We start from the raw sequence: 11,849 nt of genomic DNA, 5'->3' as shown, positions 1-11,849 counted from the left end.
ATCAATTGAAGACCTAGAATATTTATTACATCAACTCTTAAATGAAGGAGCGTTAATTATTAAATGGGGACGAAAACTCAAAAATAAAGGCGATACTATTATCACAATTTAAATGCACAAGAGCTTACTATTTTTCAATAAGGATAAAGAAGCAATCAAAAACTTGGGGGCGCTAAAATTTGGTCAATTAACACCAATTAATGTGACGCTCCAGAGCAATTTCACCACAACAATGGTCGTGAAAGTTGACCCCGCAACAGTTCAATATCCTGAAACTTGGGTGAAAGAAAATCAAGTGTTTGGTCAACAGACAGTCAATGAAGAACAACACAGAGCAATCGCAAAAACTGCACCGATGCTCTACAAAATAAAAGAGCGTCCCACCATGTTGTTTGCCACACCAGAAGATAAAATGTTGGGATTGACTCAACTTGTTTTGGATAATCACAAAGTTCAAGCAGTGACCAAGTGGCTGCACGAGAAAAACATTGCGATCGCCCAAGTGCCACCAGAAGATGTGCCACTGGAAACGAAAAAGGGACTAGCGGTATTTAATTTGGTAAATTCATCAATTCCTGAATCAACTTTTGAGTCCATGACTAAGAAGTTTGGACAAGTGATTGAGTCGCCGGAACAGTATCAAGCGAAAGTGCGATCGCTACCTGACCGTCCAAAGCATTTGAAACCGCCACAGCCAATCATGAGTACACAATCATGTCCGGCTGTAGCATCACTCCATACGTTACAACCACCACAGCCACAAACCAGTACAACTGAATCAAAAGTCGTATCCAGCCAACTAATCACAATAGAAGACTTACGCGCATGGTGGCAGACAGCTAATCATTTAGGCAAGCCTGAACCATATAAACAGAGAATCGCTGAAATTGCGTCCCAGTTCAAGGCTACGGGACAGCTATCACCTCAAGCAATGGAGGCAATGCAAAAAGACACAGTTAACCGAATCGCCCAGATTGCTCATAAATTAGCATCAAACTTGGGTCAGCGTGAAGAAGATGGTACTACTCGTGTCAATGGGAAAAACTATGATTTGTCCCTGAATTCTGAGCGTAAGGATTTAGCAATCGCTCACAAAAGCGGTGATGAAATTCTGCGTGTGCAATCTGGAAGAGTGCAAGTGAATAATTTAACGCCAGAGGTGTTAAGGGATTTTGAAACTGCCAGTAGTAAGCTTGATGAAGTTTTAGAGAGAAGTCAAAAACAGACAGCAGGAATGCAAAGATGATAAAAAAATAAGGTACTTTCTAGTAGCTTGCTTTTGCAAATTGTACCAACTAACTGTAGGCGTATTCGATAGCAGCCTGAAGTTGTTCGAGCGCCATCTTGTATTCCGAGGGCGAGTAATTGTAGAGGATAAAATCTACAATCAACTCACACAGTTTTCTTCTTGTTAAACTGCCTGCTGGGAAATTTATCAAGAACTCGAAATATTTGAGGACAAAAATGATATATGTTTCGTTGTCTGGGAAGTTGGACAACATTCTCTGAACATTCATCTGCATTTGCAGTTGTAGTTCGAGATCGGACATACGTGGAACTCCAGGAGAAGACTACATTGGTTATTAGCGAAGCTGGAGGATCTGCAATTAAAGTAATTATGAGTGTTCAATAACTCTCTTCATTCTTGACTCGTTGTTACAGCAGCATAAAGGCAGTGTATGTCATATAGATTTTGTGGTGCGATCGCTGTATGGCGAGTTAGAACCAAAAGCGTGGAAAGTAGTCAAAGGTAGAGTTCAATCAACGCTGACTCAAGGCAGAGAAAGCGGGAAATGGTCGCTAGTTCCAGGGAAACCAGGATACTACACCATAGATTTGAAACTGCTCAACTCTAAGCGCAAAGAAAGTTCTTCCAAGTCTAGCCAAACGAAAAGTAAACAACCACAGCCGCAAGTCAAAGAAGATACTAGCCCTGATGTTGCTTCCAAGCCTAGCCAAACAAAACCTCAAAAACCTAACCCTAATGCAAAAGCTAACCTCATTCCCATGCAAGGAGAGTTTGAAGGAAAATTTTTGATTGATGCGATTAGTTCATTGCTAGAACAAAATCCAAGGAGAGTTTTTGATATAGCTGAAGTAATCAACCAACTCTACGGTGAACTCCCGCAATCACAATTGCAAAAAGTCAGACCAGGAGTGCTGAATGAACTGTCACGGGGTTATCGCTCAGGCAGATTCTCTAGAGTGCCAGAAGAAAAAGGACTGTACATTTGGGATGCCAAATAGACTTGTCCGAAATATTAACTTAGAAAAAGAAAAATGGTAGGCAATATTTATCTCCTGCATAATTTGGGTATGATATTTCTGTGTTTCGCTATCTTGTGCCTTGTCCGGGTGAAAGATTTCCGCTAACCGCAAAAATGTGGAGCGAATTTTTTGCTGTGTTTCGGTTCTAGCCCCAGCCCCAAAGGAGGTAGTTTCTTGTGCTGGCCACTGTTGATTTTGATGGGGACTTTCGTCCGATTCGGTGGAGAAATCTTCTTCCGTAGATGAAAACTCTTTATTTGGCTCTTGCTGGAATTGCTCTGTATCGGATTTGATGCTGATAATTCCGGCAAATTGTAGTTGACGATAAACTGCTTGTATTTTCTTAAGAGTTTGTTTACCAAATTTTCGAGTAGCAAAGATAGTTTCAAACAAAGCATGAATTTCTTGGTCGAGTTGAGCCATTTTTTGGAAACTGGGGGTAGTTTGATGCACTACCTCTGTGGCTAAAGAACGCGCTCTTTCGACAAAGTTATGTAGTTCAGTCCGCTTTCTCTTAATCTGCTTGAGAATTGATTGGTGTTGTTTCTCTAAATATTCCAAGCGTAGATGTAATTCAGAAAGAGCCAGTCCAGTTGCAACAGTAGAAGGGGATGAAGATGTAGCAGTTCGTCGAGGCATAGAAGTTTTATAATTTTTTAGATAAAAGTATTTAGATCCCTAAATGATGATACATGAATACCTATTAATATTAATTTAAATTTGAGCGATCTAGTATTGCAATAAATCTGAAAAAGATGAATATTGAGAAATTATTAAAAATTATTTAGGGTAGCCAAAAATGAAAATTGCAGATTTATCAGTCCAAACTCTAGAAAAAATTAAGCTAGTTAGGTGGGATAGAATTATTGAAAAACATGAAGGCCCGGAAGATTGGGAATCGGTTTTGAAATATGAGGAGCCGGAATTCATCGAAATTGAAGGATGTTCCGTATTATTACCTGTGGATAAATTACATCATCCTAATATAAGTGTAATACGTTCTATATGGAGTGCAGATAATAATTCTGTAACACTTTTCATTTCCGATACGACCTATGAAGATGATCCTTTTTTTTCAGGATTTATGGCAGTGTGCGATCGCGTTAAAGGTGAAGAATTTTTCTTAGCAATTTTATACCATGAATGGTTCATTATTGAAAGAGCCAATGTTTTTGATTGAAGAGTAAAGCAATATAATCTTTTAATTTAAATTTATTTACTGACATTATTGAATACAATTTAAGCTGCTTGTACTCATGTTCTACCCTAATAATCTAGAAGCAAATACTCTTAATCCAAATGAGTTACAATTGCTACACAAACAACAGATTTCCAAGAGTAGTCCAGGCTCAATCCTGAAAGATTTCCAGATGTTGCTGGATTTTATTGGCACAAAAGGAATTGAGGTCAGCAAGACTCAAAATTTTCTACCAATGAGTTGTTTAGCAGAACTCAATAGTCATTTAACTCATCCAATTCAAGTTGAACTGAATCGTCCACAACAAAAAGCTTATCCCCATATTCATGGTTTGTATTTGTTATTGAGAGCATCAACCATATCTTATGTTGAACCTCAAGGAAAAAAATTCTTTCTTTATCTTGAACCTAATGTACTTTCTTCTTGGAACAAGTTAAATCCGACAGAACGTTATTTCAACCTTTTAGAAGCTTGGTGGATTTGGGGAAATGAAGAAATTTTAGGTGAAAAGGGATGGCGTAGTGGTTCTGAAAAAGCTTTGATGTTTTGGCATGAAATTGACTCGAATAAAAGTTTGATTCCAAAAACAGAACAGCAAAAATGGTATAGTTATTCCCCTGGACTTTACCAGATTGCTTTATTTTCAATGTTTGGACTGCTAGAAGTTGAAAGTGCTAAATCAAAAAAAGGTCAAGGGTGGCAGTTTACTAAACTAAAGAAAACTCCTTGGGGAAATGCTTTGATAAAATTAATCGAAAAAATTCTTTTTGAAGAATCCCAATCAGAGGTTGAGCAAGAGGAAGATGAAACAGAAGAATATCCGTTTGGGATTTGGCAACATCAATTACAAGTCTTTTTCCCCGAATGGCAGAACAATCTTGTAATTTCTGAACCACAAGAGCAGCAAGGAGTTTACATCTTTAAGGTGACATTAGGAAAAATTTGGCGACGTATTGCTATTCCCTGTGATTCTAATCTCTATGATTTAAGCAGCATAATTTTAGAGTCTGTGAGTTTTGATGATGACCATCTGCATGAATTTTCTTACAAGAGTCGGTATGGTTGGACAGTACGAGTAAGTCATCCTTATGCTCAAGAACCACCTTTTACAAATGAATTTTTAATTAAAGATTTATCGTTGTCTCTCAAAGTAGGTCAAACGATGACTTACTTGTTTGATTTTGGAGATGATTGGCGGTTTAATGTGCAATTAGAAAGTATTGACCCAGATAATGTGGAAATTAAGGAACCGACAATTATAGATAGTTATGGGACTGCACCTCAACAATATCCAAATTGGGAGGACGAAGATGAAGAATGGGAAGATGAAGATGGTGAATAAAATAACATTTGAGAATGATAAATTTTAAACAAATAGGGAGTTAGTTATGAAAGCATGGGTCAACGATCCACATTCGGGAGGAGTCAAAATTCCTGATAACGTCAAGCAAAGAACGAAACAACGAATATTAGCTTATGCTGAACAGCATTATTCAGGAAAATATATACGTATTGATGTAAGGTTTAAGGGATATTTCTGTTATATAGATGCTTACAAAGAGCCATTCATGCTAGATAATTATGACCCGTCATTATTTAAAGTAACGCGGGAAGAATATTTAGAAAGAGGTAGGAATACTCCAATTCACCTTTGTCGATTGCGTTACAAAGGCAATGAGGAAAAGTGGACAAAAGCTTTTTACACATACAGTAATGAAAAATATGAGCCTAGTGTATTTGATAATGGTACTTTTTATGGGACACCAGAAGAAGCCTTTAAAAGCTCGGCAATCTATTTAGAGTAGCTCATGTTTTGGAAAGCTTTTGATGCTGTATAATGCCTTTATTATTAAGATTTTTCAGCACCATAACTTGGTTTTCATTAACTGTACTACGTGATAGCTCAAAATATTCATAAATGAAAATTTTCAAGTCCGGTAAATGGAAACTCAAAGCCTTATTGATTCTGGTAGTCATCACTTTAAGTTTTCTCGGTAGCGATCCTGATGAACTTTTCACTTTTTTTCAATACAGGGATAAGTACTGTTCCCATGATGCAATTAAATCTCCCTACTGCAATTTAAGAGTCGTTCGCACCCTAGAGGGACATCCTACAGTTTCTGCAATTGCGCTCGGTGCGGACGGTCAAACTCTAGTCAGTGGCGGTCAAGATAAAACAATCAAAGTCTGGGAACTGCAAACAGGAAAGTTGAAAAAAACACTACGGAGTGATTCTGGTGCAATTAATGCTTTAGCAATCTCTCCTGATGGCAAAACTGTTGTCAGTGGTAGTGGTGATCGGCTAGTTCGCATCTGGGATATTACCTCAAATCAACCTCAAAAGATACTCACAGGTCATTCTGGTAATGTTACTCATGTTGATATTTCCTCTGATGGGAAGACTATTATTAGTCTCGATCGTGGTATATCTCCTGAGATCAAAGTCTGGGATCTCAAAACTCTTGAGCAAAAAGCAAGATTACCATATTCCCATTTCGATGACATTAGTCCAGATGGCAAAACAGTACTTTTGACTTTACCGAGTAGTAAACTTGTGGCGTGGGATACGGTAAGCAACCAGCAACAAGTCCTTCAAAATTTTTTTAACCCTTCGGACTTAGCACGCATTAGTTTAGATGGGCAGACACTAGTTAGTATCAAACGAGCAGGGAAACGCTCTTTCCATTTAGAAGTATTGGATTTAAAAACAGGAAGAGTCAAGGTAAATAATAGCTTTTCTCGTAAGATATTTAGCCCATCTGAGATTGCCATCAGCCGTAATGTTCTAATTGGTAAGAGTAAGAAGTGGCTGATAGTATGGAATCTGCAAACAGCCGAGCTAGAAGCAATTTTGGACAAACAGCAAATGAACCGTTTCGTTGTCAGTCCTGATGGCAAACTCTTAGCTGGAATTACAAGCAATTCAGATAATCGAAATATAAAAATTCAATTGTTACAGCGTCCATAAAAAGATGTGAAATATAACTTCCCTTACTCAATATATATAATATTAAAAATTTGTTTATGATACACCACGACGAAATACTCGACATCGTAAATGAAGAAGATCAGGTTATTGGGCAAAAGAAACGCTCCCAAATATATAGTCAAGGATTATGTTGCTTTAGAGTAGTTAATACTTTTGTGATTAATTCATTAGGTAAATTGTGGATACCTCGTCGTTCAGCTAAAAAAATAATTTTTCCTCTTTGCCTTGATGTGAGTATGGGAGGTCATGTTGAAAGCGGAGAAAGTTATGAAGATGCCCTGCAACGTGAACTGAAAGAAGAATTGAATTTAGAGCTAAAAAATGTTGACTTTAGATTATTAGGATATTTAAGACCACATCAGCATCAAGTATCTGCTTTTATGAAAGTTTATGAAATTAAATTGGATAATAATCCTGATTATAATAAAAATGATTTTGTTGAGAATTTTTGGTTATATCCTGATGACTTGATAACTTGGTTAAACAATGGTGAACCTGCAAAAAGTGATTTGATTAAACTTGTGCAGATGTTTTATTAATAATTTTGGTTTAGTTGGATGCTCATTTAAGAAATGCTTATTACTATAAAACTTTCATTGAAGCTAAACGCTTCTCTAGCTGACTTTGTATAACTGTGTAATCCATTGATTAATTTGGTAACGTTTATCGTCGGATATCCGGTCAATGGCTGCTTGAATAACTGGTTTTTTATAGATTTGGCATAAAGAAGAAATCATCTCAACGTCTTGGCAAGCTGATAAATACTCTGCTACTAATACTAAGTTTTCTTCTGTCAACCATTCCTGAATTTCATTCATTTCCTTTTCATAATTGACTTTCATTATTTTAAATCTGTCTTTCTCTTCATGAGATAATCTACTCCAAATAACTTTTTTTACGTGATCAGGACGATTAGACATGATTTTGGTTACATCTGTCCATTCTTGAGCATTGCGAATTTTATAAACTAAAGATTCTATGCTAGATTCAAATGTTTGTGGTGGGCAATCAAGCAATTCAGTAGCATAAATTAGCTCGGTTAAATTGACTTCAGGGCAATTTAAAAACCAGCTTCTAATTGTCGCACTATAAAAAATTAGTTTTTTTTCTTGATTTCTAAACTTACGCTTTTTAGCTTCAATAACTGAGGTTAATAAAGATGGGCGCACTTCGGGTGGAACTTCTTTAAACTCAATATCAGAGTCAGCAACAATTACCGCTTCGCCATCATTTTCTATAGCCGAGGATTCTTCTAAGACCCATTTAAAAGATTTAGCGCAATTGGGGCAATCTGCTTCATACTGGATGACAAATTCGGCTTTTTGACAATTAAAGTATTCTTTTGTGCGAATCAGGGCAGGCATTGGCTTGAAGACATGATGGCAGTGAGGACAACATCTCGTGCCTTGGGTATCAGGGTCACAAGATACTGGGTCAAGACTCCATTTTCGGTTGTCGCATGGACGACCTAGCCGATACCAGTTATCAGTCATGTCTAAGATAGTTGCATATTCTTTACCCGGTGCAGGACGCAAGACTCGGCCAATCATTTGCAGCCAGAGAGTAACACTGCTGGTTGGCCGCGCAATCACGGCGGCACTAGAGTCAGGACAATCAAATCCCTCAGTTAAAATTGCACAATTACTGATAACCTGTGTTTGACCGCTACGAAATCTATCTAAAATTTCTTTACGTTCAGTGTTGCTCGTTTCGCCATCAAGATGCTCACAAGTGATTCCATTCGCACAGAAAGCTTGTGTGATATCTTGAGAATGCTTGACGTTGACAGCAAAAATTACTGTCTTTTGACCAGCGCAAAAATTCTGCCACTGCTTCAATACCTCAAAAGGCTTGTAGTCAGAAGCAACTTCTTCCAATTCTTTACGCGTAAAGTCACGTTTTTGCGGAACTTTGTGTCGAGAATATTTAAAGCCAGCAATTAATTTGTAATCTGTCAAGTGGCCTAAAGCAATTAATTCCTTAGTAGAAATCGAGCTGATCAGGTGGTCAAAAACATCTCGCAATCCATAGCCGTCTTCACGTCTGGGTGTGGCAGTTAACCCTAAAATCAGTGCTTCTGGGTAAGCATCTAATAATTTGCGGTAACTGTTAGCACTAGAATGATGAGCTTCATCAATGATGACAAGCTGCGCCTTCGGGTAGGTTTCTCGTCGTGAAAGAGTTTGAATACTAGCTACTTGAATTAATGAATCATTCGGCTTGTATCCAGCTTTAATAATTCCTGGTTGTAATTTTGTCACCGCCGCTAGTTTCTCGGCCGCCTGGAGAATTAACTCTTCTCTATGAGCAACTACCAAGACACCATCACTTTGAGCAGTCATCTTAGATGCTACGGCGGCAAAGATAATTGTCTTGCCACCACCCGTGCTTAGTTGCAGTAGTACCTTTCTAATTCCACCATTCCAAGCCGCAAAAGTTTTGGAAACTAAATCTTGTTGGTAATCGCGCAGACTAAACATTCTTCGTTAATTGCTACAGTTTTTGTTGGACGTGCTGGTTTACACATTCTACCGATATTTAGTTTAGGAGGTTAGTTAGAAATGCGATCGCTCATTTCACATCAAAATTCATTTTTCAGAAGCTAAGATACAGAAAGGTAAGCATTTTTTAGGACTTATGAATTATAAAATTTTGTCAGCAATTTTAGCATTAACTACCTTTGGGATACTGGCTCCCGTAAAAGCTCAAGAGCAAATTAATGATGAATCACAGAAATTAACTCAAGTTCAAAATGCTTGTATTAACAACCAAGCAGAAACTTTACCTAATCCTTTTAGTGATTTACCAGCAAACCACTGGGCATTTAAAGCAGTCATGTCTATGCACTACTGTGGAGCATTTCGTCAAGCAACTCTACCTGCTTTATTTGAGAAAATTCGACGTAATCAAAGCCAACAACCAACAAATTCACAAGATTTTTTTCCAGCTACAAACAAGCGAAGAAACAGCATATTCATTAAGTAAGATAGTAACTTTTAGCCTTATGCCAGCAGTAAATCTAAATGCAAGAAATGAAGTAGTATTATTAACAAAATATTTGTGACTTTGCTTGGAGTTTATTTATGGAATAGTTGTTACTTTCGGCAATATGCTCGTATATCTTGGTGGAAATTGTACCTCCTGATAAACATTGCAGGCATTATTTAGCAGAACCTCCCAGGAGACTCCCGCCTATCCTGACAAGGAAAGCGGTGAGAGGAATGGGAGGTGAATTGTAAAACGTCCCATGAACACATTTTTGTGTTAACAAAAACAGTGATTGGGACAGTTAAACAATTCACAAATTCTCTACATGGTATAAGCATAACCATCTTTTTTGTGAATAGTTTTACAGTATTTATAAGAGATACCTTGGATTAATCCTTGTGCAGTTGAGATATTAAAACTACCTGTTGCACGAGTAGCAATTCTACCAATATAAGTACCAACCTTTTTACCTTTAGTAACAACAGTTTTTACAATATCTCCAGTTTGAAATCCAAAATGAAATTTAGTTCTAGAGCAATGTCGAATAGGAAAGCCATATTTATCGGTACGACATGATTGTCTTGTACCATGACCATTGGCTGTAATTAATAATGGTTTAACACCTTTGATTTTGAGAGTTGGTGTTGATGTCCCAACGCAACAAGCGTCGAGCCAGTGAGATTTACTTAACCCTTGTTGAGTTCTGTTGAATTTAGTTAACCCACCAGAACCAGTTTCTACGGGTAAGCCTGTAGATTTTAACGTTTCTAGTAGTGCAAATCGAGTTGTATTAACTGCTGCTGCATCTGCTAGTGGCTTTTTAGTTAATGCTAGGATTTTCTCTAATCTGGATTTGTCTTTTTTTAAGAAATCTCTGATATCTTGACTGCTTTTTTTGAGGTTACATTTCTCACAACTTAGTGTAAGATTTGTGATGGAATTTGACCCGCCCTTGCTTTTTGGATGGATGTGTTCAATTTGCAGTGGAGCATCTTTAATTCCACAGTAAGCACATTCTCTATTCCACTTTTCAAGTAGGTATTGTCGAGTCTCAAACCCAGCCAAAGTACCCTGTTGGTATTCTTTACCTTGAATATCAGGATGACGAATTAACTGCATATCAAACTTAACCAGTTCTTGACTAATGGCTGTGATTCGTGCAACTTTACATAATCTACTAACCCAAGTTTTGATATTCTCAATTCGACTTTGTAAGCTTGGTGCTAACCATCCTTGGGGTCTAGTTCTATTAAGAAACCTGGGTTGACGGTATCTAGTTTTTCTATTCCTCCTAGCTCTACGTAATTGCCTTCTTGAAGTTAAAGCATCCCGAATAGCAAACCCTCTGTGCTTTAATTCGGCAGCAAATACAACTTCACCACTTGCATCATTTACTATTGCTATACCTGTGTATTTTGCGCCAGGGTCTAGTTTTAATCTGAGTGACTGGACTGGTGCATCAAGATGTGATTCTTTGACGATAATTGTGAAAGGGAATCTTTTAAATACTGCTGCTTTGTGATTACGCAACAGTTGTCTTGCTTGTGCTGGATGAATTGGATTTAATGGTCTTTTTTCGCTATCAATTACAAACACTTTGCACATAATTGTACCTCCAATTTCTTGGGTAATGTGAGCCTGGACAATGATTTAAAGGCTTTTTACGTCAACAGCACTGGCTTAACCCAATTACACCTGTTTAACTGTTAACCTCAGAGCTACAAACTGGCTGCGTATTCGTAGGTGAGATAACCTTAAAATCGTAGTGAGTTAACACTTAGTCGGGTAAACTTTGGGCTTTAAAAGCCCCCACTGTAGCGGTACTCCGCTCAGTGGTGGGTAGTTTACGTAAAACCTAGAATCATCTTTGATAGGAAGACTTTTTTGTCTCAGCTTCCTAAATTCAGTATCGTCTAAACGCCAAAGTTCGTATTTAATATCTTGGCGTTGAAGTTGAACTCTTCTGCGTTCTTTAATTTGTCTAACTACTTGTTGCATAGAATTCATTTGCTCACTGTATAGTATTAATGTACTATACTAGTGTTTTAATTTCTAACTTTTCAAAGATGACAAATGAAAATCCGCAGACGGAATATGATTCGCCTTGGAAGCAGATACTACAACTGTATTTTCAAGACTTCATGCTGTTTTTCTTTCCCCAAGCTTATGAACAAATCGATTGGGAGCAAGAACCAGTTTTAATTACTGTGAGTTGTCTAATAGCACTTTAGTTGCAGTCCTGCTACCAACGCTCACGGTTATTTTGGGGTTTTATTCTTAGAGCTGATTCGTAAACAAAAGCTTAAGATGCCATTCGCTTGACCATCAGACGAATCAATGAGCCATAAATCATCGCTTCACTTAACTCTGTGTACAACTCGTAATCCTTACTCAAACGCCGAAATC

General features: G+C 37.6%; 13 protein-coding genes and 2 pseudogenes. 9 read left to right on the top strand and 6 right to left on the bottom strand.

Annotated features, from left to right (window positions below):
- Positions 1 to 112 precede the first annotated feature (112 nt).
- Positions 113 to 1,246 (top strand): hypothetical protein, encoded by a 1,134-nt coding sequence (locus tag H6G75_RS31960; protein WP_190983885.1) that lies wholly within the window; start codon positions 113 to 115, stop codon positions 1,244 to 1,246.
- Positions 1,247 to 1,295: 49 nt separating this feature from the next.
- Here the strand turns inward: H6G75_RS31960 and H6G75_RS31955 are convergent, their stop codons facing one another.
- Positions 1,296 to 1,550: a hypothetical protein gene (locus H6G75_RS31955; protein ID WP_190983884.1), complete on the bottom strand. Its 255-nt coding sequence runs from the start codon at positions 1,548 to 1,550 to the stop codon at positions 1,296 to 1,298.
- A 103-nt stretch (positions 1,551 to 1,653) separates the two neighbouring features.
- On the opposite strand from H6G75_RS31955, the gene H6G75_RS31950 reads away from it, so the two are divergent.
- On the top strand, positions 1,654 to 2,247 hold the full coding sequence (locus tag H6G75_RS31950; RefSeq protein ID WP_190983883.1) for a hypothetical protein: 594 nt from the start codon (positions 1,654 to 1,656) through the stop codon (positions 2,245 to 2,247).
- 36 nt (positions 2,248 to 2,283) lie between these two features.
- On the opposite strand, the pseudogene H6G75_RS31945 reads toward H6G75_RS31950, so the two are convergent.
- A pseudogene (locus H6G75_RS31945) lies at positions 2,284 to 2,907 on the bottom strand (J domain-containing protein); the annotation flags it as partial.
- Positions 2,908 to 3,067: 160 nt separating this feature from the next.
- Here H6G75_RS31945 and H6G75_RS31940 point away from each other — a divergent pair.
- From H6G75_RS31940 to H6G75_RS31920, 5 genes are all read left to right on the top strand, one after another.
- Positions 3,068 to 3,448: a hypothetical protein gene (locus H6G75_RS31940; protein WP_190983881.1), complete on the top strand. Its 381-nt coding sequence runs from the start codon at positions 3,068 to 3,070 to the stop codon at positions 3,446 to 3,448.
- A 76-nt stretch (positions 3,449 to 3,524) separates the two neighbouring features.
- Positions 3,525 to 4,808, top strand: coding sequence for a plasmid pRiA4b ORF-3 family protein (locus tag H6G75_RS31935; RefSeq protein WP_190983880.1), 1,284 nt, complete (start codon positions 3,525 to 3,527; stop codon positions 4,806 to 4,808).
- Positions 4,809 to 4,854: 46 nt separating this feature from the next.
- Positions 4,855 to 5,271: a hypothetical protein gene (locus H6G75_RS31930; RefSeq protein WP_190983879.1), complete on the top strand. Its 417-nt coding sequence runs from the start codon at positions 4,855 to 4,857 to the stop codon at positions 5,269 to 5,271.
- A 113-nt stretch (positions 5,272 to 5,384) separates the two neighbouring features.
- On the top strand, positions 5,385 to 6,434 hold the full coding sequence (locus tag H6G75_RS31925; protein ID WP_190983878.1) for a WD40 repeat domain-containing protein: 1,050 nt from the start codon (positions 5,385 to 5,387) through the stop codon (positions 6,432 to 6,434).
- A 56-nt stretch (positions 6,435 to 6,490) separates the two neighbouring features.
- The gene (locus H6G75_RS31920; RefSeq protein WP_190983877.1) at positions 6,491 to 6,994 is read left to right on the top strand and encodes an NUDIX domain-containing protein; all 504 of its coding nucleotides are present in this window, start codon (positions 6,491 to 6,493) and stop codon (positions 6,992 to 6,994) included.
- Positions 6,995 to 7,069: 75 nt separating this feature from the next.
- On the opposite strand, the gene H6G75_RS31915 is transcribed toward H6G75_RS31920, so the two are convergent.
- A complete protein-coding gene (locus H6G75_RS31915) occupies positions 7,070 to 8,935 on the bottom strand; it encodes a DEAD/DEAH box helicase (protein ID WP_190983876.1) in 1,866 nt (621 codons plus the stop codon).
- Positions 8,936 to 9,092: 157 nt separating this feature from the next.
- Between H6G75_RS31915 and H6G75_RS31910 the strand changes: the two genes are divergently transcribed.
- Positions 9,093 to 9,440, top strand: a complete 348-nt coding sequence (locus H6G75_RS31910) for an S-layer protein (protein WP_190983875.1) — start codon at positions 9,093 to 9,095, stop codon at positions 9,438 to 9,440.
- A gap of 324 nt (positions 9,441 to 9,764) precedes the next feature.
- On the opposite strand, the gene iscB is transcribed toward H6G75_RS31910, so the two are convergent.
- Both iscB and H6G75_RS31900 read right to left on the bottom strand, forming a co-directional pair.
- Positions 9,765 to 11,048 carry an RNA-guided endonuclease IscB gene (gene iscB, locus H6G75_RS31905; RefSeq protein ID WP_190983874.1) on the bottom strand — a complete coding sequence of 428 codons (1,284 nt, stop codon included), beginning with the start codon at positions 11,046 to 11,048 and terminating at the stop codon, positions 9,765 to 9,767.
- Positions 11,049 to 11,213: 165 nt separating this feature from the next.
- Entirely contained in the window at positions 11,214 to 11,441 is a 228-nt protein-coding gene (locus tag H6G75_RS31900; protein ID WP_190983873.1) for a hypothetical protein, read from the bottom strand.
- A 68-nt stretch (positions 11,442 to 11,509) separates the two neighbouring features.
- On the opposite strand from H6G75_RS31900, the gene H6G75_RS31895 reads away from it, so the two are divergent.
- Positions 11,510 to 11,674 carry a hypothetical protein gene (locus H6G75_RS31895; protein ID WP_190983886.1) on the top strand — a complete coding sequence of 55 codons (165 nt, stop codon included), beginning with the start codon at positions 11,510 to 11,512 and terminating at the stop codon, positions 11,672 to 11,674.
- Between the two features lie 71 nt (positions 11,675 to 11,745).
- On the opposite strand, the pseudogene H6G75_RS31890 reads toward H6G75_RS31895, so the two are convergent.
- Positions 11,746 to 11,849: pseudogene (locus tag H6G75_RS31890) on the bottom strand (IS5/IS1182 family transposase); the annotation flags it as partial.

It is taken from the genome of Nostoc sp. FACHB-280 (assembly GCF_014697615.1).
Lineage (GTDB): Bacteria > Cyanobacteriota > Cyanobacteriia > Cyanobacteriales > Nostocaceae > Nostoc_B.
This window is presented reverse-complemented; position numbering and strand designations above follow the sequence as displayed.